Raw genomic sequence first — 23,630 nt, 5'->3', positions numbered from 1 at the left:
GGCGACAGGATGGGCTGCGGCATCAGAACAGCTCCACGTCGCCGGCGATGGTGGACGACTTGAGGCGGCTGCCGTATTCCTTCTCGCGCTCGACAATGGTGTTGTTGTGCACGGTCTTCAGGGTCTTGACCAGCACCCGGCCGCTGGCGGGGAAGAAATAGACCTTGCGCGGGTAGAGGCCGCGCAGGTCCTGGGAGACGACGCGAATCTTTTCATTGCTCAGGTAGTCGAGCACGAAATCGCTGTTGCTTTCGCCGACGTTGACCGTGGTGAAGCCGCGCAGCACGGCGGCGCCACCAAAGACCTTGGCCTCGAGCCGGCTGCGGCTGGCGCCCAGCTTGATCAGCTGGTTGATCAGCATCTCCATGGCGTAGCCGCCATAGCGGGCGGAGGATGACAACACGTTGGCGGCATCGCCGCTTTCGGGCAGCATGAAATGGTTCATGCCGCCGATGCCGGTCTTCGGGTCGCGCACGCAGGCCGCCACGCAGGAGCCGAGCACCGTCACCAGCAGCATGTCGCGGCCGGTCACGTAGTACTCGCCGGGCAGGATCTTGGCCGCCTCGATCTGGAAATTGCGGTCGTAATACTGGGTCGGGGCGAGGACTTCCTCGTAGGCCGGGTGGCTCATTTGTGCCCCTTCCCGGCGGCCTCGGCGTGGACGTAGACGGTCTGGCCGCGCAGGCGGAACAAGTCGGAGGCGTGGTAGAGCGCCTCGGAGTGGCCGAGGAAGAGCAGGCCGTCCGGCTTCAAGAGCGGCTTCATCTGCTGCAGGATCTTGTACTGGGTCGGCTTGTCGAAATAGATCATGACGTTGCGGCAGAAGATGGCATCCAGCGGGCCTTTCACCGACCAGTGCTTGTCCAGCAGGTTGAGCCGGAAATAGTTGATCATGCCCTGCAGCTCCGGCCGCACCCGGGCCATGCCTTCCTTGCCGCCGGTGCCCTTGAGGAAGAAACGACGCTGCTGGGCCTCGGACAGCTTGCTGATCCGATCGATCGGATAGATGCCATCCTGGGCCTTGCGCAGGACGTTGGTGTCGAGGTCGGAGGCCTGGATCTTGACCGCCGTGCCGGCGCCGTCGCCGAGACTCTCGATCGCGGTCATCGCGATCGAATAGGGCTCCTCGCCGGTCGACGAGGCGCAGCACCAGATGTTGATCGGGCGCTCGCGCCGCTGCTTGAGGAAATCCTTGAGGATGGTGAAGTGGTGTGCCTCACGGAAGAACGAGGTGAGGTTGGTGGTCAGGGAATTGACGAAGGCCTCCCATTCGGCCTCGTCGTTGCCCCTGAGCAGCGCCAGATAATCCTGGAAGGTGGTCAGGCCGGTCGCCCGCAACCGGCGGGCGAGGCGGCTGTAGACCATGTCGACCTTGGCATCCGACAGGCTGATGCCGGCATGCGCATAGATCAGCTTGCGCACCTCTTCGAAGTCGCGCTGGGTGAAATCGAACTCGCGGTCTGCCCGGTTGCCGGGGAAATTGCTGATCGCCATGGCTTAGCTTCGCTAGCAATAGGTTCGAATCGATACGAGCTGTCGGGCCAAGGCCTTGGCCCGACAGCGACTGGGTGCGGCTAGCTCAGAACTCCTGCCATTCATCCTCGTCGGTGGCGGCCGTGGCGGGACGGGAGGCCGGCCTGGGCGCGGGGCGGGACGGCTGGGGCGCCCGGGTCACGGCCTGACGCGGGGCGGCCAGGCTGCCGGCACCGCCGCCGACCTTGAACACCGCCACCGCCTGGGCCAGGCCGTCGGCCTGGTCCTGCAAGGACTCGGCGGCAGCGGCCGCCTGCTCGACCAGGGCGGCGTTCTGCTGGGTCATCTCGTCCATCTGGGCCACCGCCGCATTGACCTGCTCGATGCCCTGGCTCTGCTCGGTCGAGGCCGCGTTGATCTCGGCCATGATGTCGGTCACCCGCTTCACCGACTGCACGATCTCCTGCATGGTGTTGCCGGCCTGCTCGACCACCTTGTAGCCGGCATCGACCTTGTCCACCGAGTCGTTGATCAGCTGCTTGATCTCCTTGGCGGCGGCCGCACTCCTCTGGGCCAGATTGCGCACCTCGCCGGCGACCACGGCGAAGCCGCGACCCTGTTCGCCGGCCCGGGCCGCCTCCACCGCCGCGTTCAGCGCCAGGATGTTGGTCTGGAAGGCGATGCCGTCGATCACGCTGATGATGTCGGCGATCTTGCTCGAGCTCTCGGAGATCGCGCTCATGGTCTGCACCACCTCGCCCACCATCTCGCCGCCCTTGACCGCGATGTCGGAGGCACCCTGGGCCAGCTGGTTGGCCTGGCGGGCGTTGTCGGCGTTCTGTTTCACCGTGCTGGTCAGCTCGTCCATGCTGGAGGCGGTCTCCTCCAGAGAAGAGGCCTGGCTCTCGGTCCGGCTCGAGAGGTCGGCGTTGCCGGTGGCGATCTCGCGGGCGGCGGTGTTGATGGCGTCGGTCGCCTCGCGAATCTGGCCGACGATCTCGCGCAGGCGCGAGCTGGTGGTGTTGGCGCTGTCCTTGAGCTCGGCGAACAGGCCTTCGTAGTCGCCTTCCATCTGGCGGGTCAGGTCGCCTTCGGACAGGGCCTTGAGCACCTCGGCCACGTCGTTCATGCCGCGCTCGGAGGTCTCGACCAGCTTGTTGATGCCCTCGGCCAGTTGCAGGAAGAAGCCTTCCTTGCCGGCCGGGTTCAGCCGGCGGCTGAAGTCGCCGGCCGCGGCGGCGTTGACCAGCTCGGCCACTTCCTTCTCCACCGCCACTTCGGCCGTGCGGTCGGTCCACTCGGCCACGGCGCCCAGGCGCTGGCCGCGCTCGTTGATCACCGGGCTGGCGCGCACCACCATGCTGCGCGGACCGATGGTCAGCGCCGCGCTGTGGGTGCCGTTCAGGTTGGCCAGTAGCTGGGCTTGGTGGGCCGGGTTCTTGTGGAACACGTCGATGTTGGTGCCGACCAGGGTCTTGGCCGAGAAGTTGGGCAGCTGCTTCTTGATGTCGTCCTCGGCGCGGGACAGGATGTCGACCACCGACTTGTTCACGTAGATGATCTTGCGCTCGGTGTCGGCAATCATCACCCCAGTGCTCACGTTGTCCAGACCAATCTTGATCCGAAGCGCCTCGTCGGCGACGCGCTGGGTCTCGGCCACGTCGAAGCCCATCTTGGTCTGCATCGAACGCAGGGCGTTGAGCACGCTGCCGACCTCGTCCTCGTGCTCGATCTCGATATGGTTCTTGTAGTTGCCGCCGGAGATGTTGTTGAACACCTCGACTGCGCGGTTGAGCGGCCGGGTGATGACGCGGATCAGGATCGCGCCCATGGCGACCAGCAAGGTCAAGCCTAGGACGATGGCGGCGATGCTCAGGTTTCGGATCGTGGCATAGCGCTCGCCGGAGGCCTCATGGGCGGCGTTGGCAGCTTCGAGCTGCCGGTCGATCAGGCCATTGATGCTCTTGCGTACCGGTTTGAATAGCTCGTCGAGCTTGCCATAGAGCTGGCGCGCTTCGTTGATCTGGCCTGCGCGCAGGGCTTCCATGGTCGGCCGCAGGCCTTCCTTGACGAAACGTGTCCGATCGGCGGCGAACTGCTCGGCCGCGGTCCTCTCCTCCGGTGGCCGGTCGACGGCCATGTAGGCCTCCCAGGTTTTGTTGATCTCATCGATCCGCTTTTCGGTGTCGGCCAGGTGACTGCGGACGCTCTCGGGGCTGGGGTCGAGCAGGGTCTCGGCCATGTTCAGCCGGTTGTTGACCAGGTTGCGCGTGATTCGATCGAGTTGGCCGAGGGCGATGGTGTGGTCCTCATAGACACCGCGCAGATCCTCGTTTGACTGGTTGAGGCCGAACAGGCCGAGGCCGCCGACCGCGAGCAACAGCAGACTGGCCAGACCGACCATGCTGGCCAGGCGGCCCTTGATGCTGATGTTCTTGAGCAGCTTGAGCCTGGACAGCGGGGTGTTCTTCTCGACCCGGCCGTGCACCACCTTCCAGGTTTTTTCGCCGGCCTTGATCGAGGCGTAGATACGGCTGGCCGCTTCGATCTGCTGCGGGGTGGGCTTGCTGCGTACCGACATGTAGCCGACCACCTGGCCGCCTTCGCGGATCGGCGCGGCGTTGGCCAGCACCCAATAGTGGTCGCCGTTCTTGCAACGGTTCTTGACCATGGCGGTCCAGGGCATGCCCTTCTGCAGGGTCTCCCAGAGGTCGGCGAAGGCCTCGGGCGGCATGTCCGGGTGGCGCACGATGTTGTGCGGCGCACCGATCAGCTCTTCTTCGGTGAAGCCGGAAACTTCGAGGAAGTCCTTGTTGATGTAGGTGATGATGCCGCGCGTGTCGGTCTTGGACACGATCATGTGATCGTCGCGCAGGACATATTCCCTTCCGGTGACTGGCATGTTGACGCGCATGGTTTCCTCCTCGGTTTAAGCGATTTGCCCGGCCCGTGTCATGCGGCAGGGCGAGCGATATTCGGGTTTCCGGTTGTCGGGCATGTTCAGAACTCCTGCCATTCATCCTCGTCGGTGGCGGCCGTGGCGGGACGGGAGGCCGGCCTGGGCGCGGGGCGGGACGGCTGGGGCGCCCGGGTCACGGCCTGACGCGGGGCGGCCAGGCTGCCGGCACCGCCGCCGACCTTGAACACCGCCACCGCCTGGGCCAGGCCGTCGGCCTGGTCCTGCAAGGACTCGGCGGCAGCGGCCGCCTGCTCGACCAGGGCGGCGTTCTGCTGGGTCATCTCGTCCATCTGGGCCACCGCCGCATTGACCTGCTCGATGCCCTGGCTCTGCTCGGTCGAGGCCGCGTTGATCTCGGCCATGATGTCGGTCACCCGCTTCACCGACTGCACGATCTCCTGCATGGTGTTGCCGGCCTGCTCGACCACCTTGTAGCCGGCATCGACCTTGTCCACCGAGTCGTTGATCAGCTGCTTGATCTCCTTGGCGGCGGCCGCACTCCTCTGGGCCAGATTGCGCACCTCGCCGGCGACCACGGCGAAGCCGCGACCCTGTTCGCCGGCCCGGGCCGCCTCCACCGCCGCGTTCAGCGCCAGGATGTTGGTCTGGAAGGCGATGCCGTCGATCACGCTGATGATGTCGGCGATCTTGCTCGAGCTCTCGGAGATCGCGCTCATGGTCTGCACCACCTCGCCCACCATCTCGCCGCCCTTGACCGCGATGTCGGAGGCACCCTGGGCCAGCTGGTTGGCCTGGCGGGCGTTGTCGGCGTTCTGTTTCACCGTGCTGGTCAGCTCGTCCATGCTGGAGGCGGTCTCCTCCAGAGAAGAGGCCTGGCTCTCGGTCCGGCTCGAGAGGTCGGCGTTGCCGGTGGCGATCTCGCGGGCGGCGGTGTTGATGGCGTCGGTCGCCTCGCGAATCTGGCCGACGATCTCGCGCAGGCGCGAGCTGGTGGTGTTGGCGCTGTCCTTGAGCTCGGCGAACAGGCCTTCGTAGTCGCCTTCCATCTGGCGGGTCAGGTCGCCTTCGGACAGGGCCTTGAGCACCTCGGCCACGTCGTTCATGCCGCGCTCGGAGGTCTCGACCAGCTTGTTGATGCCCTCGGCCAGTTGCAGGAAGAAGCCTTCCTTGCCGGCCGGGTTCAGCCGGCGGCTGAAGTCGCCGGCCGCGGCGGCGTTGACCAGCTCGGCCACTTCCTTCTCCACCGCCACTTCGGCCGTGCGGTCGGTCCACTCGGCCACGGCGCCCAGGCGCTGGCCGCGCTCGTTGATCACCGGGCTGGCGCGCACCACCATGCTGCGCGGACCGATGGTCAGCGCCGCGCTGTGGGTGCCGTTCAGGTTGGCCAGTAGCTGGGCTTGGTGGGCCGGGTTCTTGTGGAACACGTCGATGTTGGTGCCGACCAGGGTCTTGGCCGAGAAGTTGGGCAGCTGCTTCTTGATGTCGTCCTCGGCGCGGGACAGGATGTCGACCACCGACTTGTTCACGTAGATGATCTTGCGCTCGGTGTCGGCAATCATCACCCCGGTGCTCACGTTGTCCAGACCAATCTTGATCCGAAGCGCCTCCTCCGCCACCCGCTTGGTTTCGGCCAGGTCGAAGCCGACCCGGATGTGCAGGGCCTTGAGCGCCGACAGCGCGTGGCCGACCTCGTTGTCGGCGCCGGCCAGGGTGGCGACGTCCATGTGGCCCTGGGAGATCTGGGTCATGTCCTTGACCGCCTTGGCCAGGGGTCGGCTCACGTCGCGATAGGCCCAGATGCCGATCAAGGCGCCTGCGGCCAGGCTGATGGCGTTCAGGGCGATGGCGGTCATGCCATCCAGCAGCAGGCTGGACAGCAAGGGCAGGCCGCCGGTGATGGCGATGAGCGCGATCAGGCGTGCCTTCAGCGAGGAGGTGGTGATCCGCCGCCAGATCACGGCCGGGACGCGGGCGGAGACCACGGCGCCTTCCAGGACCATGACCTTGCCGGCGCGGCCATCGCGCACGGCGCGGTAGATGGCCTCGGCCGCGGCGATCTCGGCATCGCTCGGGGCGGTGCGCACCGAGATGTAGCCGGCGATGCTGTCGCCCTGCCAGATGGGGGCGGCGTTGGCTCGCACCCAATAGTAATCGCCGTTCTTGCAGCGGTTCTTGACCAGTCCGCTCCAGGGCTTGCCTTTCTCCAGGGTGGTCCAGAGGTCGGCGAAGGCCGGGGGCGGCATGTCCGGGTGACGCACGATGTTGTGCGGGGCGCCGATCAGTTCCTGTTCGGTGAAGCCGCTGATCTCGACGAAGGTCGGGTTGACGTAGGTGATCAGGCCCTTGCGGTCGGTCGTGGAGACGATGAATTCGCCGGGGCGCAGCTTGTGCTCGACGTTGGTGACAGGAAGATTGGTGCGCATCGCGGTCTCCTGCTCAGCTCGCAGCGGCTTCTTCGACCAGGGCCATGTCCTGGCTGGTCATGAGCTTTTCGATGTCGACCACGATGATCATTCGCTGATCGAGGGTGCCGAGGCCGATAATGTAGCGGGCATCCAGGGTGGAGCTGAAGTCCGGCGCGGGACGCAGGGTGTCACTGTTCAGCTGGATGACGTCGGAGACACCGTCGACCACGATGCCGACGATGCGGTTGGCCACATTGAGGATGATGACCACGGTGAACTGGTCATAGGTCGGCTCGCCCAGGTTGAACTTGATCCGCAGGTCGATGATCGGGACGATGACGCCGCGCAGATTGATCACGCCCTTGAGGAAGGCCGGGGCATTGGCGATGGTGGTCGGCGCCTCGTAGCCGCGAATCTCCTGCACCTTGAGGATGTCGATGCCGTACTCTTCCTTGCCCAGGACGAAGGTGAGGTATTCGCCCGAGGCGGCGGCCATGCTCTGTTCCATCTGTTCCATAGCGCTTCCCCGATTTAGGCGGCCAGCTGGTTCTGGCCGTATTTCCTGCGGTTGATCTGCAAGCCCATGCGGGCGACGGCGGCGATGTCCAGGATCAGCGCGACCCGGCCATCGCCCATGATGGTGGCGCCGGAAACGCCGGGCACCTTGCGGTAGTTGCTCTCCAGGCTCTTGATCACCACCTGGTGCTGGCCCAGCAGCTCGTCGACGAACAGCGCCGCCTTGCCGTTTTCGACCTCGACCACCATGACGATGCCGCGGGTCGGGTCGTCCAGCGCGCGCTCCAGGTTGAACACGGCGCCGAGCGGGATCAGCGGCAGGTATTCGCCGCGGATGTGCACCACGCGGCCTTCGCCGGCGATGGTCTTGATGTCGTCGGCGGCCGGTTGCAGCGACTCGATCACAAGGGTGAGCGGCACGATGTAGGTCTCGTCGCCGACCCCGACCGACATGCCGTCGAGGATGGCCAGGGTCAGTGGCAGACCGATCACGGTGCGGGTGCCGAAGCCCTCGGCCGAGTGCAGTTCGACCTTGCCGCCCATGCCCTCGATGTTGCGCTTGACCACGTCCATGCCGACACCGCGGCCGGAGACATCGGTGATCTGTTCGGCGGTGGAGAAGCCGGGGGCGAAGATGAGCTGCCAGACCTCCTGGTCGGGCATGTTATCGTGCACCGCCAGACCGCGCTCCTTCGCCTTGTTCAGGATGCGCTCGCGATTGAGGCCGGCGCCGTCGTCGATGACCTCGATGATGATATTGCCGCCCTGATGCGCGGCCTTGAGGGTGATGGTGCCCTTGGCCGGCTTGCCGGCGGCCAGACGTTTTTCCGGTGTCTCGATGCCGTGGTCCAGGCTGTTGCGCACCAGGTGGGTCAGCGGGTCGGCGATCTTTTCGATCAAGCCCTTGTCCAGCTCGGTGTTCTCGCCCAGGGTCTTGAGTTCAACCTGTTTGCCCAGCTTGCCGGCCAGATCGCGCACCACCCGCGGGAAGCGGGAGAAGACCGTGCTCATCGGCAGCATGCGGATCGACATCACCGATTCCTGCAGGTCGCGGGTGTTGCGCGCGAGCAGGTCGATGCCGGCCAGGATGCGCTCGGCCTCGACCGGGTCCAGATGCTGGGTCGACTGGGCTAGCATGGCCTGGGTGATCACCAGCTCGCCGACCAGGTTGATCAGCTGGTCGACCTTTTCGACCGAAACCCGGATGCTGGATTCGGCGCTGCTGGTCGTGCTGGTCTTGTCGGCCTCGCGCCGGCCGGTCTTGGCCACCTCCACGCTTGGGTTGTCGCTGGCGCGGCGGCCGGCCTGGCTGGCTGGCGGCGCGGCAGGTGCGGTAGCCGGTGCGGCCGGCGCCGGGCTGGCGGACGCACCGCCGGCACCGGGGGCATCGAGAAACAGGCCGAAGCCTGCCTCTTCGTGGACAGCAGCCGGCGCATTGGCCGGGGCGCCCGGCGCGGCGTCGAAGAAGCCGTAACCCTCGGTGGCGGTTGCGCTCGCCGGTGCGCCGGGCGCCTCGTCGAAGAAACCAAAACCTTCAGTTTCAGTGGAGGCTAATGCCGGCGCAGCCGGCGTTACGCTGGTACTAAATCCTTCGCCGGCGCCGGCCGGCTCGTTGGCGATCTCCACGAAGAAGCCGTAGCCCTCGTCCTCGGCAGCGGTTGCCGCAGCGTCGACCGGGTGAATGGCGATATCGTCGCCGGAGGCGTAGAAGTCCAGGGCATCGCGCAATTCGGCCGGCTGCTTGTCGGTGGTCAGCAGCGCAACCAGGCGGGGATCGGCGGGGGTCGGGCGATGCTCCACCTCGATCGCGGCCAGTTCGCCCAGGCCGGCGATCAGGTTGTCGATGGCCTGCTCGTTGCCTGCCAGCTCAAGGGCGAGCGGGCATTCGATGCGGTAGTGGCAGACCGGATGTGCGGCCGCCATGGGGCTGGATGCGGTTTCGCTGGCGGCGGGCGTTTCGTCGCTGGCCAGGTGTTCGAGTCGCTGACAGACGTCTGCGATGGCCGCCGGATCGGCCTCGGGGCCGCCCTGATGGTGTTCCAGTTGCGCCCGCAGCACATCGCCGGCAGTCAGGAAGGCGTCGACCATCTCCGTGGTCGGTTGCAGTTCGCCCTTGCGCAGGCGGTCGAGCAGGGTCTCCAGGACATGGGTCACCTCGGTCATGTCGGTGAAGCCGAAGGTGCCGCTGCCGCCTTTGATCGAGTGGGCGGCCCGGAAGATGGCGTTGAGGTCGTCGAGCGAAGGGGCGTCCACGTCGAGCGCGAGCAGCAGGCTTTCCATATTGTCCAGATGCTCCTTCGCCTCTTCGAAGAAGACCTGGTAGAACTGGCTCATGTCGATGGCCATCGCCGTCCTCCCTGCCAGTGAATTTTGTTGGGCGCGAACTCAGCCGATCACTTTTTTCACGACGTCCAGCAGCTTTTGCGGGTCGAAGGGCTTGACCAGCCAGCCGGTGGCGCCGGCCGAACGGCCGGCCGTTTTCATGGCGTCGGACGACTCGGTGGTCAGCACCAGGATGGGCGTCGATTTGTACTGGGGCAGGCCGCGCAGGGTCTTGATCAGGGTGATGCCGTCCATCTTCGGCATGTTCTGGTCGGTCAGCACCAGGTCGGCGGCCTTGGTTTTGGCCTTGTTCAGGCCGTCCTCGCCGTCGACGGCCTCGACCACTTCGTAGCCGGCGCTTTTCAGCGTGAACGACACCATCTGGCGAATGGATGCGGAATCGTCAACGGTCAGTACGACTTTGCCCATGGCTCACCTCTCTCTATAACTTTTGGTAATTCCTAACGAATCTGGACCAATTTTGGGCTGATATCCTGGATGCTGGTGGTCTTGAGAAGCTTGACCAGCAAGGGTTTCAGGTCATCAGTCCGGTGGTTGAAACGGTAACAAACTTCCCCAAGGTAAAGATGGAAGTATTTGCGAGGCACTCCCCGGTAAGGATACAACCAGTTCTTGGCATAGCTCCAGAAGCCCTCGATGCCGTTGATATGGTCCCGCCCCACCGGCTTGCCTTTCTCCTTGCGGATCACCACGTGCTCACCCCGCAGCTTCAGTGTCGCGTAAGCTTGCCACTCGTCGGTGTAGTACAACGCGCCCTCCCGGGTATGGGCCTGGATGTGGCGCATCACCTCTGCCCGGCTGTGAGCCGCGATCGGCATCGCCTTGACTTGGCCGTTGCGCTTGACGATGCCAAACACGATCACTTTGCCGACCGCACCCCAGCCCCGTTTGCCGTGCCGAGCCCCGCCAAATGTGGTCTCGTCGCATTCGACCGCCCCGGCAAAGGGTTCTCGGAACTCCTCCGCCCACGCCATGCAAGCACGCACCAGCCGGTAAAAGCGTTCGATCGCCGGCGCACTGGCCAAGGCGCCGAAGCGCTGCCGGTAAACCGGCACGCCCCAAACGAAGCGACGCAGCAGTTCGTGCTTGGTGGCGTCGCTCAGCCGGCTGGCCGACCACGCGCTACGCCAGCGAAAGCGATGGCCGCAGCGTTTGCATTTGTGGCGGCCATCAGCCAACTGATACAGTCGACTGTAGCCACAACCAGGGCATTTCTTCATGACCAAATCCTTCCAGATTTGGTCCAGTTTGGTTAGGTATTACCTAACTTTTTGGCTTTAGAACAGTTCGACCTCGCCCGAGTCCATGCTGCCCTGGCTGACCGGGTTGAGCCGGGCGCGATTGCGCTCCAGGGCTTCGTAGGCGCGGTTGCGGGCGTTGTGGAAGGCCTCGGGATTGCCGACGTTGCGTACAGCTTCATCGGCACTCAGGGCCATTTCCTGAATGGTGTGGATGCGGCCCAGGGTATGGGCGAGCAGCTGGCTGGTCATGTCCTGGAACTGCAGGGCGGTGACGGCATCGTTGACCAAGGTGGCGACCTCATCGGCATGCCGGTGGATCCGTTCGGCCGCGTCTGCGGTGTTCGAGCTCATCGCCTCGACATGGTGCAGGGTGTCCTGCACGGTCTGTTTCGACTGCAGGGCGAAGTTCATGTCGGTCGAGGCGACGGCATAGATGGCCTCGTGCGCGCCGGCCAGGGAGTTTTCGACCTGGGCCATGCGGTCGCGGATCTCGTGGCTGAACTGGTTGGTGCGCAGGGACAGGTTGCGCACCTCGTCGGCCACCACGGCGAAGCCGCGGCCTGCCTCGCCGGCCCGCGCCGCCTCGATCGAGGCGTTTAGCGCGAGCAGGTTGGTCTGCTTGGCGATGCCCTCGATCTCGCCCAGGATGCCCTGCATATAGGCCACCTGATTGCTGATCGAATCCATGGTCTCGACCAGGCCCATGGCCAGCTTGCTGGTGTTCAGGGTGTTGTCGACGAAGGACTCGAGGGTGTTCGAGGTGTTCTGGATGAAGGCGTGGAAATCGATCTTGTTGTCCGGCCCCTCGGTGGTGCTCTGGGTGATCGACAGCGTCAGCTCGTGCTGGCTCCGGACCAGCCGGTTGATGCCGCTGAAGTTGTTGATCAGCCGCTCGATCGCCTCGGCGAGCAGGACGCTGACGCGGTTCAGTTCATCGGTGCTGGCCTGGCAGAGGGCGCTGAATTCGGCATTCAGGCTGTGGACCAGGGCCTGGGCCTCGGTGTCGTCGACGACCGGAGAGCCGGCGGCGGTTTCCTCGCGTGACGAGGTCGCGCTGCGGCGCAGCCAGAAAATGCCTGCCAGGCCGATGGCAGCAATGACCAGAACGCGCCAGAGCGGCACCTCGATGAACCAGGCGGCCGCGCCCAGCGCGGCCAATCCGAGCGCGGCGATGGTCGTCCCGGATGTTGTGATGGATTTCAAAAATGGCCCCTCGCCTGTGATGTTGGTTTCAGCCGTTAAGTTTCTTTGTTTGATTGGCGGCTGACAAGCATCTGGCGTAAGGGCGTTTGCCTAGTATCGCTACGTAGTGGCTATTTCGTTGAAATATGCTGTCCGCGTCGATTTCGCCAGGCAACGTGTCTGGTGCCCGGGGCGGATTGATGGATGCAAGGCAAGGTGTGCCGCCAGTTGATAGAACGGCCATCGACTGGCAGCGTAGCTTATTGTGCGGCGGCCAGCAGTTTCTGCAGTTCGCCTGACTGGAACATCTCGCGCATGATGTCGGCGCCGCCGACGAACTGGCCCTTGATGTAGAGCTGGGGGATGGTCGGCCAGTTGGCGTACTGCTTGATGCCTTCGCGAATCTCCTGATTCTCCAGCACGTTGACCGAATAGAAATCGCCGACGCCGCAGGCCTTGAGGATCTGGGCCGCGGTGGCCGAGAAGCCGCACTGCGGGAATTGCGGCGTGCCTTTCATGTAGAGCACGACCGGGTGGCTGGTGACTTGTTCGTGGATGACGTCTTGGATGCTCATGTGTTTCGACCTCTGGCTAAAGCTGATTAATTTAGTCGGGTAATTATATGGGCGGCCAGTGGGGCTATGCAACGCCTGCCCGTTTCTCTCGTTTCCCGGGCTAATAACCATTTGACAGGCTCGGTTAATATTTCGTACATTGATATCGCAATTTCCGGAATGCCATGCATTCCACCAAGTCCCGGCGGTCGTTTTGAGCCATCTGGCGACCGCTAGGCATGTTGGCCAAGGGCTTGTATAGGCTGGCCGACACCCTCCTCTCTTCACCCCGGCCTGGCCGGGGTTTTTTTTAGCTCCGCTCGTTTTGCCTGCCGAGTTGCGGCTGCCCTGCAATAATGCGTCCATGCCGACCGCTGCCTATGTCTCCGCCGTCCGCGAGTTTCTCGAATTCGAGGCAGGGCGGGCGCCCGACTTCTCCGCGCTGACCGTGCTGGTGCCGCACTACGCGGCGGCCCAGGGGTTTCTCGCCGGGCTCAAGACGGCCCTGGCCGGCCGCGTCGTCCTGCCGCCCCGCTTGTTGACCCTGCCGGCGCTGGCCGTCGGCGTGCCCGGCCGTGCTGCGGCCGAGCCGGACAGCCGGCGCCTGGTCGAGATCTACAGTTTCCTCCGCCGTACCGGCCGCCTGCAGGAGCGGCAGCTCTGGCCGGCCGCCGTCGAACTGGCTGGCTTGATGCGGGAGTTGAGCGACAACCAGCTTGCCCTGCCCGCCGACTATGCCGAATTCCGCAGCCGGCTGGAGGCGGCCTATCGGCGCCGGCTCAACGCGACCCTGGGTTTCGAGGCCCGACTGGCGCATGAGCTTTGGTATGCCTTGCAGCAAGGCGGCCGGCCAGACAGTGGTCGCGATTATGCGGAGCGCCTGGCCTGTCTGGCCGAGCGCGCCGCGCTGCCGCTCTACCACTTGCCTCTGCCCGGCCTCTCGGCCATGGAGCAGGGTTTTCTCGAACGCTATGCGGTGCGGCAGCCGGTGCGCGGACTTGCCCTGCCCCTGGCCTATCCGGAACGGCAGGCCGTGCTCGATGCGGCCTGGGTAGGGGGTGAGGCGGCGGCTGCGGCCATCGGCCCGCTGACGGATGACCTGGTCCTCTATGGGGCGGCCAGCCTGGAGGCGGTGGCGGTGGCGGCCGAACTGCAGATTCGTCGCTGGCTGGCCGAGGGCCATGAGGCGATCGGCATCGTCGCCCTCGACCGGGTGGCGGCCCGTCGCCTGCGCGCCCGATTGGAGCGTCATGACATCCTGGTCCAGGACGAGACCGGCTGGACCTTTTCCACCGCGGCGGTGAGCCATGTGCTCGACCGCTGGTTCGGTCTGCTCCAGGACGACTGCTATTACCGCGACCTGCTGGATTTCCTGAAGTCGCCCTTTGTCTTCGCCGACCTGGCGCCAAAGGTCCTGCCGGCGGCCGTGGCCGAACTGGAGCTGGCCCTGCGCCGGGCCGGGGTGGTCGAGGGTTGGGGGCGTTTCCAGCAACTGGCGAGGCAGGCGAATTTGGCCGGGGTCGAACCCCTGCTCGAGCGCATGCAGGCGGCGCGCCGCTTGTTCACCGGCCAGCGCCTGCCCCTGGCCGAATGGCAGCAGCGCCTGCTACGGGCCTTCGAGCAGCTCGGCGTGCGTCGGGCGCTCGAGGCGGACTGGGCCGGCGGCCAACTGCTCGCCCTGCTGCGGCGGTTGCAAGGCGAGCTTCAGGGAGATGCCGCGCCCTATCGCTTCGCCGAATGGCGGCGTTGGCTGATGCTGCAGCTGGACCAGGCCACCTTCGTCGATGCCCGGGTCGAAAGTCCGGTCCGCTTCACCCATTTGCGCGCCGCGCGGCTGCGTGAATTTAATGCCGTGCTGATCCTGGGTGCCGATGCCGGCCACCTGCCGGAGACGGTATCGCCCGGCCTGTTCAACCAGGCGGTGCGCCGGGAGCTCGGCCTGCCCGGCCAGGCCGAGCGGGAGTCGGAGCTGCAGGCTGCGCTGGCCGATGTGATCGGCCGCACGCCGCGGGTGGCGGCGACCTGGCAGGCCGAGCGCGACGGCGAGCCGCTGGCGCTGAGCCCCTGGCTGGAGACGCTCGATCTCTATCATCGCGCCTGCTTCGGGGTGAGCTTGAAGCGCTCGCCCCCGGCCCTGGTCGAGCCGGCCGCCGAGACGGCGTTGTCTGCGGCCGAGGTTCCGGCCCCTCTTGCCGATCGCCTGCCCGAGCGGGTGACCGTCAGCGGCTGGCAGAGCCTGGTCGATTGCCCTTACCGCTTCTATGCCCGGCACCTCTTGGGCCTGAACGAGCTGGACGAGGTGGCGGAGGAAATGGATAAGCGGGAATATGGCACCTTGATCCACGCCGCTTTGGCGAAGTTCCACGAAGATCACCCCGTGTTGGCCGATTTCGATCGGGCGACCCTGGCGGCCGACCTGGCCGGCGCCGTGGAAGAGGCCTTCGCCGAGGCCGGGCTGACGTCGTATCTGGCCGAGGCCTGGCGTCTGCGCTGGCAGCGGCGGCAGGCGGCCTATCTCGACTGGGCCCTGGCCTGGGAGCGGGCCGGTCACCGCTTTGCCAAGGCCGAGGCCAAGACGGCACTGGCGGTGGGGGTTGGCGACGCGGAGATTCGACTGGAGGGCCGGCTGGATCGGCTCGACCGCGCCGCGGACGGGCTGGCCGTGCTCGATTACAAGACGCAATCCAAGGCCAGCCTCAGCGCGAAGCTCAAACGGCCGGGCGAGGATGTGCAACTGCCTTGCTATGCCTGGTTGACCGAGGCGGTCGAGGCCGGCTTCGTCACCCTCGACGAGGACAAGGTGACGGTTCTGGCCTGGCAGGAGGGGCTGGCCGAGGCGGCCGCGGCCGAGGCCGCCCGCTTCCAGGCGGTGTTCGCCGCCCTGGCCGGGGGTGCTGCCCTGCCGGCCCAGGGCGCCGGCCCGGTCTGCGACCGCTGCGAGATGCGCGGCCTGTGCCGGCGCGACCATTGGGCGGGCCAATAAGCTATCCGCCTAGCCGTCTGCCCCGGAAAACCCGATCCAGCGCCAAGGTTGGCGGGGCGGGCGGATACAGATAAAATTTCCGCCCTTTATCCAGAGTTTCCGGGTTTTTAAAAACAAAATGGCAGATCGACAAGGTTGGCTTGAGGGCACGCTTTATAGCCCTAACTTCGAGCAGGACAGTTGCGGCTTCGGTTTGATTGCGCAACTCGATGACAAGGCCACGCATTGGCTGGTGCAAACGGCGATTTCCTCGCTGGCCTGCATGACCCACCGCGGCGCCGTTGCCGCCGACGGCAAGTCGGGCGACGGTTGCGGTCTGCTGTTCAAGAAACCGGATTCCTTCCTGCGCGCCGTGGCCGCCGAGGCCGGCTTCAAGCTGACCGAGCGTTATGCCGCCGGCCTGGTCTTCCTCAACCGCGACGCGGCGCTGGCCAAGCGCGCACGCGATCTGCTGAATGCCGAACTCAAGGCCGAGGGCCTGATCGTGGCCGGCTTCCGCAACGTGCCGACCGATGAGTCAGCCCTGGGCGAATATGCCAAGAAGTCGCTGCCGGTGATCGAGCAATTGTTCGTCAACTGCCCGGACAGCATCGATGCCGAGATCTTCGAGCGCAAGCTCTACATCGCGCGGCGCAAGGTGGAAAAGGCGGTTGCCGGCGACGACAAGACCTTCTACATCCCGACCCTGTCGGCCCGGGTGATCTCCTACAAGGGCCTGGTCATGCCGGCCTATCTGCCGGTGTTCTACCCGGACCTGAACGACGAGCGCTTCGCTTCCTCGCTGGCCGTGTTCCATCAGCGCTTCTCGACCAACACCTGGCCCGAGTGGCGCCTGGCCCAGCCCTTCCGCTACCTCGCCCACAACGGCGAGATCAACACCGTGCAGGGCAACCGCAACTGGGCCCGCGCCCGCGAGCAGAAGTTCGAGTCGCCCTTGATCCCGAACATGGCCGACGTGCGGCCCATGGTCGGCACCAACGGCTCCGATTCGATGAGCTTCGACAATATGCTGGAAGGCCTGCTCATGGGCGGCTCCAGCCTGTTCCGTTCCATGCGCCTGATGGTGCCGCCGGCCTGGCAGAACGTGACCAACATGGACCCGGACCTGCGCGCCTTCTACGAATACAACTCCATGCACATGGAGCCGTGGGACGGTCCGGCCGGCATCGTCATGACCGACGGCCGCTACGGCGTCTGCATGCTCGACCGCAACGGCCTGCGCCCGGCCCGCTACGTCATCACCAAGGACCGCTACGTCACCATCGCCTCCGAGATCGGCGTCTGGGGCTACAGCCCGGACCAGGTCGTGGCCAAGGGCCGGGTGCGTCCGGGCCAGATGGTCGCGGCCGACCTTAAGACCGGCAAGTTCCTGCTGCCCGAAGACATCGATCAGCAACTGAAGAGCGCCCATCCCTACCGTGACTGGCTCAAGCAATATGCCACCCGCCTGGAACTGGGGCCCGAGCAGGACGCCGACTGCCCGCAGCTCGACACACCCAGCCTGAAGACCCAGCAGAAACTGTTCAACGTCAGCTTCGAGGAACTGGACCAGGTGGTGCGCGTGCTGGCCGAGGACGGCCAGGAGGCGATCGGCTCCATGGGCGACGACACGCCCATGGCGGTGCTGTCGCAGAAGGTGCGCTCGCCCTTCGACTACCTGCGCCAGCAATTTGCCCAGGTCACCAACCCGCCGATCGACCCGATCCGCGAGGCCATCGTGATGTCGCTCAACACCGTGTTTGGCCGCGAGCGCAATCTGTTCGAGCAGACCGCCGACCACGCCCACCGGCTGGAAGTCGCCTCGCCGGTGCTGTCGCACGACAAGTTCGTCGCCATCACCACCCAGGCCGATCCCGCCTACGCTGCAGTCACGTTCGAGTTGAACTACGACCCGAGCGCGACCAACCTCAAGGCCGCGCTCTCGACGCTGGCCGGCGACGCCGTCGCCGCGGTGAAATCCGGCAAGGTCGTGGTCGTGCTGTCCGACCGCAAGATCACCAAGGATCGCCTGCCCATCCCGATGTTGTTCGCCGTCGGCGCCGTGCACCATGCCCTGACCGATGCCGGCCTGCGCTGCGACGCCAACATCGTGGCCGAGACCGGCAGCGCGCGCGACCCGCACCAGGTCGCCGCCCTGATCGGTTATGGCGCCACCGCCGTCTATCCCTACCTGGCCTACCAGAGCATCGCCGAGATGGTGCGCTCGGGCGAGGTCAAGCTGCCGCTGTACAAGGCCCTGGCCAACTACCGCAAGGGCATCGACAAGGGCCTGTACAAGGTGATGTCCAAGATGGGCATCTCCGCCATCGCCAGCTATCGCGGCGCCCAGCTGTTCGAGGTGGTCGGCATGCACGAAGAGGTGGTCGACATGTGCCTCAAGGGCACCACCTCGCGCATCTCCGGCGCCAACTTCGCCGACTTCGAGCAGGATCTGAAAAAGCTCGCCCGTGCCGCCTTCAACCCGATGCGCATGATCCCGGCCGGCGGCCTGCTCAAGTTCATGCACGGCGAGGAGTACCACGCCTACAACCCGGACGTGGTGCAGACCCTGCAAAAGGCGGTGCAGACCGGTTCCTACGAGGCCTATCAGGAATACGCCGCGCTGGTGAACAACCGGCCGGTGGCCATGCTGCGCGACCTGATGAAGGTGAAGGAGGCGGCCCAACCCATCTCGGTCGACGAGGTCGAGCCGATCGAGGCGATCCTCAAGCGCTTCGACTCCGCCGGCATGTCGCTCGGCGCGCTGTCGCCCGAGGCGCACGAGGCCCTGGCCGAGGGCATGAACCGCATCGGCGGCCGGTCCAACTCCGGCGAGGGCGGCGAAGACCCGGCCCGCTATGGCACGCTCAAGATGTCCAAGATCAAGCAGGTCGCCTCCGGTCGCTTCGGCGTCACCCCGCACTATCTGGTCAACGCCGAGGTGCTGCAGATCAAGATCGCCCAGGGCGCCAAGCCGGGCGAGGGCGGCCAGCTGCCCGGCGGCAAGGTGACCGAACTGATCGCCCGCCTGCGCTGCACCAAGCCCGGCATCTCGCTGATCTCGCCGCCACCGCACCACGACATCTATTCGATCGAGGACCTGGCTCAGCTGATCTTCGACCTGAAGCAGGTCAACCCGCAGGCCCTGGTCTCGGTCAAGCTGGTGGCCGAGCCCGGCGTCGGCACCATCGCCGCCGGCGTGGCCAAGGCCTATGCCGACCTCATCACCATCTCCGGTTACGACGGCGGCACCGGCGCCAGCCCGCTGACCTCGGTCAAGTACGCCGGCACCCCGTTCGAGCTGGGCGTGTCCGAGGCCCAGCAGGTGCTGCGCGCCAACGGCCTGCGCGGCCGGGTGCGAGTGCAGGCCGACGGCGGCCTGAAGACCGGCCTGGACGTGATCAAGGCAGGCATCCTCGGTGCCGAGTCCTTCGGTTTCGGCACCGGCCCCATGGTCGCCCTGGGCTGCAAGTACCTGCGCATCTGCCACCTGAACAACTGCGCCACGGGTGTCGCCACCCAGGATGAGACCCTGCGCAAGAAGCACTTCATCGGTCTGCCCGACATGATCGTGAACTACTTCACCTTCGTCGCGCGCGAGACCCGCGAGTGGATGGCCAAGCTCGGCATCAAGCGGTTCGAGGACCTGATCGGCCGCACCGATCTGCTCGAACTGCTGGAAGGCGAGAGCGACAAGCAGCACAAGCTCAAGCTCGACCTGCTGCTCTCCCAAGGTTCCATCCCGGCCGAGGAGCCGCGCTTCTGCGTCGAGAAATCCAACCCCTCGTTCGACAAGGGCGAACTGGCGGAGCAGATGGTCAAAGACGCCATCGAGGGCATCAAGGCCAAGCGGCCGCAGAAGCTGGAATACGCCGTGCGCAACGTCAACCGCTCGATCGGCGCCCGGCTCTCGGGCGAGATCGCCAAGGCCCACGGCGCCGACGGCCTGCCCGACGATTGCCTGCACATCAAACTGAACGGTTCGGCCGGCCAGAGCTTCGGCGTCTGGAACCACAAGGGCCTGACCCTGGAGATCGAGGGCGATGCCAACGACTACGTCGGCAAGGGCATGGCCGGCGGCCGCCTGATCGTCTATCCGCCCAAGGGTTCGGCCTTCGAATCGCACCGCGCGGCCATCGTCGGCAACACCTGCCTCTACGGCGCCACCGGCGGCGAGCTGTTCGCCGCGGGCACCGCCGGCGAGCGCTTCGGCGTGCGCAACTCCGGTGCCCATGCCGTGGTCGAAGGGGCAGGCGATCACTGCTGCGAATACATGACCGGCGGTTCCATCGTGGTGCTGGGCGAGGTCGGCCTCAACCTGGGTGCCGGCATGACCGGCGGCTTCGCCCTGGTGTTCGACGAGCAGGCGCAACTGGCCAACCGCTACAACAACGAGCTGGTCGACATCAACCGGATCAACGACGAGAAGACCGGCGAGTTCCGCGCCTTCCTCAAGGGCCGTCTGGAGAAGCACCTGCTGCACACCGGCAGCGCCCGCGCCCGTTGGATGTTGGAAAACTTCGACGATGTGGTGAACCGCTTCTGGCTGGTCAAGCCGAAGGCGCTGACCCTCGACAGCTTGCTCAAGGACTAATGCGATGTCTGACGTTTTTCAGTTTTTGAAAATTGCCCGCCGCGACGGGGCCAAGACCCCGGCCGAGGTGCGTCGCGTCGAGTTCAAGGAGATCTACGCCCAGATGGACGCCGACCAGGCCAAGGAACAGGCCGGTCGCTGTCTGGCCTGCGGCAATCCCTATTGCGAGTGGAAGTGCCCGGTGCACAACTACATCCCCAACTGGCTCAAGCTGATCGAGGAGGGGCGCATCAATGAGGCGGCCGAACTGTCGCACCAGACCAATTCCCTGCCCGAGGTCTGCGGCCGGGTCTGCCCCCAGGACCGCCTGTGCGAGGGCGCCTGCACCTTGCAGCAGGGCAACTTCGGCGCCGTCACCATCGGCCAGATCGAGCGCTACATTTCGGAGACCGCCTTCGCCCAGGGCTGGCGCCCGGACATGAGCCAGGTCACAGCCACCGGCAAGCGGGTCGCCGTCATCGGCGCCGGCCCCGCCGGCCTGGGCTGCGCCGACGTGCTGGCGCGCAACGGGGTCAAGCCCGTGGTGTTCGACCGCTACGAGGAGATCGGCGGCCTGCTCACCTTCGGCATCCCCGAGTTCAAGATGGAAAAGGGCGTCATGTCCCGCCGGCGCGAGATCTTCGAGGGCATGGGCATCGAGTTCCGCCTGAACACCGAGGTCGGCAAGGACGTACAGATGGCGGACCTGCTCAAGGAATACGACGCCGTGTTCATGGGCATGGGCACTTACACCTACATGAAGGCCGACATCCCGGGCGAGGACCTGCCGGGCGTGATGCCGGCGCTGCCCTTCCTCATCTCCAACGTGAAGCATTGCCTGGGCTACAAGCAGGACGAGTTCATCGACATGAAGGGCCTGCGCGTGGTGGTGCTCGGCGGCGGCGACACCGCCATGGACTGCAACCGCACCGCCATCCGCCAGGGCGCCGCTTCGGTCACCTGCGCCTACCGCCGCGACGAGGCCAACATGCCCGGTTCCAAGCGCGAGGTGGCCAACGCCAAGGAAGAGGGCGTGCAGTTCCTGTGGAACCGGCAGCCGGTCGAGATCGTGGGCAACGGCAAGGTCGAGGGCATCAAGCTGGTGACCACCACCCTGGGTGAGCCCGATGCCCGCGGCCGCCGCTCGCCCGTGGTCGTGCCCGGCTCGGAAGAGATCGTGCCTTGCGACCGGGTGCTGGTCGCCTTCGGCTTCCGGCCCAATCCGCAACCCTGGTTCGCCGAGTTCGGCATCGGCACCGACCAGGGCGGCCGCGTGGTCGCCCGCGGCCAGAAGCACGCCTACCAGACCGCCAACGAGAAGATCTTCGCCGGCGGCGACATGGTGCGCGGCTCCGACCTGGTGGTCACCGCGGTGTTCGAGGGCCGCGAGGCGGCCAAGGGCATCCTGGAGTACCTCGGCGTCTGGTAATCAGAACCTGCATCAGACCAAGACGAACCCCGCCGCGTGCGGGGTTCGTCTTTTCTGGGCACAATGGGGTGCATAAACCGAGGGAGGAACCCATGCGCATCGTCTTCGCCGTCTTCATGCTCTGCGCCTTGCCCGCCTGGGCGACCACACCGCCGCAGGGCTTTGTCGCCCGCTATGAGCTGAGTCTTGAATCCATGCCCTTGGGCGAGACCGAGCGCAAGCTGGAAAAGCTTGCCAGCGGCGACTACCTCTATTCGACCCGGACGGTCGCCACCGGCGTCGCCGCGATCCTGATGAAGGACCGTATCGTCGAGCAGAGCCGCTTTCGCTTCATCAAGGGCCGGTTCGAGCCCTTGGACTATCAATACCAGCGCAGTGGGGGCAAGAAGACGAAATCGAGCAACGCGCAGTTCGACTGGCAGGCCAAGCAGGCGAATGGCAACCACAATGGCGAGGCCTGGCAGCTCGCGATCAAGCCGGACGTGCTTGACCGGCTGCTCTATCAACTGGCGGCGACCTACGACATGCAGAAGCAGCGCAAGCGCTTCAGCTATCAGATCGCCGACCGCGGCGAGTTGAAGACCTACGATTTGACCGTGGCCGGCAACGAGACCTTGGACACCCCCTACGGCCGCCTGCCGACCGTGAAATTGCAGCGGATCGAAGGCGACTACGAAACCAGCCTGTGGCTGGCCAAGGCGCTGTCCTATCTGCCGGTGCGCATCGAGCACACCGAGGACGGCAAACGCTATCGGGCCGAGCTCAAGGCCTTGTCGGGGCTTGCCCTCCCGGCCCAGAAAAAACCGGCGGCGCGCTAAACGCTATTTGGTCATGCAAACCGCGCACTGGCCGTCTTTTTTCAGCTTGATCGTCCGCCACTCGGCATCGAGGGCGTTGTAGAGCAGCAAGCGGCCGCTCAGGCTGCGGCCGATCCCCATCAGCAGCTTCAAGGCCTCGGCGGCCTGCATGGCGCCGACCACGCCGACCAGCGGCGCGAATACGCCGAATTCGGCGCAGCGCATCTCCGACTCTTCCGCGTGTTCCGGAAACAGGCAGGCATAGCAGGGTGCCTCGCCCTGGCGCAGGTCGAACACGCTGACCTGGCCGTCGAAGCGCACCGCCGCGCCTGAGACCAGGGGTTTCTTGTGCTGCACGCAGGCGCGGTTGATGGCGTGGCGGGTGGCGAAGTTGTCGCTGCAATCGAGCACCACCTCGGCCTGGCCGACCAGCTCCGCCAGCCGTGCCCCGGCCAGGCGCTCGGCCAGGGGCTCGATCATCGCATCCGGATTCATCGCCCGCATCCGACGGGCGGCGGAAGCGGCCTTGTTCTCGTTCAGGCTCGCCATGTCGTGGGCGATCTGGCGCTGCAGGTTGGTCAACTCGACCTGGTCGGCGTCGGCCAGGGTGATGCGGCCGACACCGGCGGCGGCCAGGTAAAGGGCCGCGGGCGAGCCCAGGCCGCCGGCGCCGACGATCAGGGCATGGGCGCCGAGCAGCCGGTCCTGGCCTTCGACGCCGATCTCCTGCAGCAGGATGTGGCGGGAATAATGGAGGAGCTGGTTGTCGTTCAATGCGGTCGTGCAGCCGGCGGGCGCGGGATCAGATTAATTATTTGTACTGCCGCCATTCGGTAGGCGTGGCGTCGTGGTCGCCATGCGGCCGTTTCTGCCAGGCGTCGACGTGGGGCTGATAGCGCTTGGTCGGCGTGGTCGGTCGGATCAGGTTTTCGAGCTGGGTGCGTTCGCAGTAGAAAACCAAGGCGTGCTTGAGCCGGATATACAGGGTGTAATGGAGGTGAAAGCCCTGGGCCTCCAGGCCGGTCAGCAGACCCTCCAGGGTGTAGTCGGTGACCGGGTATTCGATCTCGACGGTCTGGTGGTCGATCTGCTGGGCGCTCAGGCCGGGCAGTCCTTCGAGCACCTGCAGGGCCAGGGCGATCTGCCCCGTGGGAAAGGGTGCGAACACGATTTCGCGGCGCTTCTGGATCTCCAACGGGGTGTTCATGCTGCCCTCCGTCTCTGGCTAGCCGGTG

General features: G+C 65.6%; 16 protein-coding genes. 4 read left to right on the top strand and 12 right to left on the bottom strand.

Translation table 11 applies throughout. The features are described 5' to 3' along the window. Window positions 1-22: 22 nt before the first annotated feature. The 10 genes from cheD to grxD all read right to left on the bottom strand — a co-directional run bounded on the left by cheD (window position 23) and on the right by grxD (window position 12,655). On the bottom strand, window positions 23-631 hold the full coding sequence (cheD, locus tag EL388_RS12705; RefSeq protein WP_126463755.1) for a chemoreceptor glutamine deamidase CheD: 609 nt from the start codon (window positions 629-631) through the stop codon (window positions 23-25). Continuing rightward, entirely contained in the window at window positions 628-1,494 is an 867-nt protein-coding gene (locus EL388_RS12700; RefSeq protein ID WP_126463754.1) for a CheR family methyltransferase, read from the bottom strand. Before EL388_RS12700 ends, cheD begins: the two co-directional genes overlap by 4 nt. 85 nt (window positions 1,495-1,579) lie before the next feature. Next, the gene (locus EL388_RS14370; protein WP_165919141.1) at window positions 1,580-4,387 is read right to left on the bottom strand and encodes a methyl-accepting chemotaxis protein; all 2,808 of its coding nucleotides are present in this window, start codon (window positions 4,385-4,387) and stop codon (window positions 1,580-1,582) included. A gap of 86 nt (window positions 4,388-4,473) precedes the next feature. Then, on the bottom strand, window positions 4,474-6,816 hold the full coding sequence (locus EL388_RS14365) for a methyl-accepting chemotaxis protein (protein ID WP_126463753.1): 2,343 nt from the start codon (window positions 6,814-6,816) through the stop codon (window positions 4,474-4,476). Between the two features lie 13 nt (window positions 6,817-6,829). Then, the gene (locus tag EL388_RS12675; protein WP_126463752.1) at window positions 6,830-7,315 is read right to left on the bottom strand and encodes a chemotaxis protein CheW; all 486 of its coding nucleotides are present in this window, start codon (window positions 7,313-7,315) and stop codon (window positions 6,830-6,832) included. A gap of 14 nt (window positions 7,316-7,329) precedes the next feature. Next, window positions 7,330-9,660: a chemotaxis protein CheA gene (cheA, locus tag EL388_RS12670; protein ID WP_126463751.1), complete on the bottom strand. Its 2,331-nt coding sequence runs from the start codon at window positions 9,658-9,660 to the stop codon at window positions 7,330-7,332. 39 nt (window positions 9,661-9,699) lie between these two features. Next, window positions 9,700-10,065 carry a response regulator gene (locus EL388_RS12665; protein WP_126463750.1) on the bottom strand — a complete coding sequence of 122 codons (366 nt, stop codon included), beginning with the start codon at window positions 10,063-10,065 and terminating at the stop codon, window positions 9,700-9,702. A gap of 32 nt (window positions 10,066-10,097) precedes the next feature. After that, on the bottom strand, window positions 10,098-10,877 hold the full coding sequence (locus EL388_RS12660; RefSeq protein WP_197721789.1) for an IS1595 family transposase: 780 nt from the start codon (window positions 10,875-10,877) through the stop codon (window positions 10,098-10,100). A gap of 57 nt (window positions 10,878-10,934) precedes the next feature. Further along, the gene (locus EL388_RS14440) at window positions 10,935-12,101 is read right to left on the bottom strand and encodes a methyl-accepting chemotaxis protein (RefSeq protein ID WP_126463749.1); all 1,167 of its coding nucleotides are present in this window, start codon (window positions 12,099-12,101) and stop codon (window positions 10,935-10,937) included. A gap of 239 nt (window positions 12,102-12,340) precedes the next feature. Continuing rightward, the gene (gene grxD, locus EL388_RS12650; protein WP_126463748.1) at window positions 12,341-12,655 is read right to left on the bottom strand and encodes a Grx4 family monothiol glutaredoxin; all 315 of its coding nucleotides are present in this window, start codon (window positions 12,653-12,655) and stop codon (window positions 12,341-12,343) included. 343 nt (window positions 12,656-12,998) lie between these two features. Here grxD and EL388_RS12645 point away from each other — a divergent pair, with 343 nt between their 5' ends. From EL388_RS12645 to EL388_RS12630, 4 genes are all read left to right on the top strand, one after another. Beyond that, window positions 12,999-15,617, top strand: coding sequence for a PD-(D/E)XK nuclease family protein (locus EL388_RS12645; protein WP_126463747.1), 2,619 nt, complete (start codon window positions 12,999-13,001; stop codon window positions 15,615-15,617). Between the two features lie 118 nt (window positions 15,618-15,735). Continuing rightward, window positions 15,736-20,190, top strand: coding sequence for a glutamate synthase large subunit (gene gltB / locus EL388_RS12640; protein ID WP_126463746.1), 4,455 nt, complete (start codon window positions 15,736-15,738; stop codon window positions 20,188-20,190). 4 nt (window positions 20,191-20,194) lie between these two features. Then, window positions 20,195-21,598: an FAD-dependent oxidoreductase gene (locus EL388_RS12635; protein ID WP_126463745.1), complete on the top strand. Its 1,404-nt coding sequence runs from the start codon at window positions 20,195-20,197 to the stop codon at window positions 21,596-21,598. 92 nt (window positions 21,599-21,690) lie between these two features. Beyond that, complete coding sequence (locus EL388_RS12630) at window positions 21,691-22,416, top strand: DUF3108 domain-containing protein (protein WP_126463744.1); 726 nt, start codon at window positions 21,691-21,693, stop codon at window positions 22,414-22,416. Window positions 22,417-22,419: 3 nt separating this feature from the next. Here EL388_RS12630 and EL388_RS12625 read toward each other — a convergent pair whose 3' ends face one another. Beyond that, the gene (locus EL388_RS12625; RefSeq protein ID WP_126463743.1) at window positions 22,420-23,169 is read right to left on the bottom strand and encodes a HesA/MoeB/ThiF family protein; all 750 of its coding nucleotides are present in this window, start codon (window positions 23,167-23,169) and stop codon (window positions 22,420-22,422) included. A 37-nt stretch (window positions 23,170-23,206) separates the two neighbouring features. Continuing rightward, window positions 23,207-23,602, bottom strand: a complete 396-nt coding sequence (locus tag EL388_RS12620; protein ID WP_126463742.1) for a hypothetical protein — start codon at window positions 23,600-23,602, stop codon at window positions 23,207-23,209. Window positions 23,603-23,630 lie beyond the last annotated feature (28 nt).

Origin of the sequence: Sulfuritortus calidifontis (assembly GCF_003967275.1) — a bacterium.
Lineage (GTDB): Bacteria > Pseudomonadota > Gammaproteobacteria > Burkholderiales > Thiobacillaceae > Sulfuritortus > Sulfuritortus calidifontis.
This window is presented reverse-complemented; position numbering and strand designations above follow the sequence as displayed.

Coding starts and splice junctions, on each gene's coding strand:
- cheD (WP_126463755.1), bottom strand. CDS start 631: ATGAGCCACCCGGCCTACGAGGAAGTCCTCGCCCCGACCCAGTATTAC.
- EL388_RS12700 (WP_126463754.1), bottom strand. CDS start 1,494: ATGGCGATCAGCAATTTCCCCGGCAACCGGGCAGACCGCGAGTTCGAT.
- EL388_RS14370 (WP_165919141.1), bottom strand. CDS start 4,387: ATGCGCGTCAACATGCCAGTCACCGGAAGGGAATATGTCCTGCGCGAC.
- EL388_RS14365 (WP_126463753.1), bottom strand. CDS start 6,816: ATGCGCACCAATCTTCCTGTCACCAACGTCGAGCACAAGCTGCGCCCC.
- EL388_RS12675 (WP_126463752.1), bottom strand. CDS start 7,315: ATGGAACAGATGGAACAGAGCATGGCCGCCGCCTCGGGCGAATACCTC.
- cheA (WP_126463751.1), bottom strand. CDS start 9,660: ATGGCCATCGACATGAGCCAGTTCTACCAGGTCTTCTTCGAAGAGGCG.
- EL388_RS12665 (WP_126463750.1), bottom strand. CDS start 10,065: ATGGGCAAAGTCGTACTGACCGTTGACGATTCCGCATCCATTCGCCAG.
- EL388_RS12660 (WP_197721789.1), bottom strand. CDS start 10,877: ATGAAGAAATGCCCTGGTTGTGGCTACAGTCGACTGTATCAGTTGGCT.
- grxD (WP_126463748.1), bottom strand. CDS start 12,655: ATGAGCATCCAAGACGTCATCCACGAACAAGTCACCAGCCACCCGGTC.
- EL388_RS12645 (WP_126463747.1), top strand. CDS start 12,999: ATGCCGACCGCTGCCTATGTCTCCGCCGTCCGCGAGTTTCTCGAATTC.
- gltB (WP_126463746.1), top strand. CDS start 15,736: ATGGCAGATCGACAAGGTTGGCTTGAGGGCACGCTTTATAGCCCTAAC.
- EL388_RS12635 (WP_126463745.1), top strand. CDS start 20,195: ATGTCTGACGTTTTTCAGTTTTTGAAAATTGCCCGCCGCGACGGGGCC.
- EL388_RS12630 (WP_126463744.1), top strand. CDS start 21,691: ATGCGCATCGTCTTCGCCGTCTTCATGCTCTGCGCCTTGCCCGCCTGG.
- EL388_RS12620 (WP_126463742.1), bottom strand. CDS start 23,602: ATGAACACCCCGTTGGAGATCCAGAAGCGCCGCGAAATCGTGTTCGCA.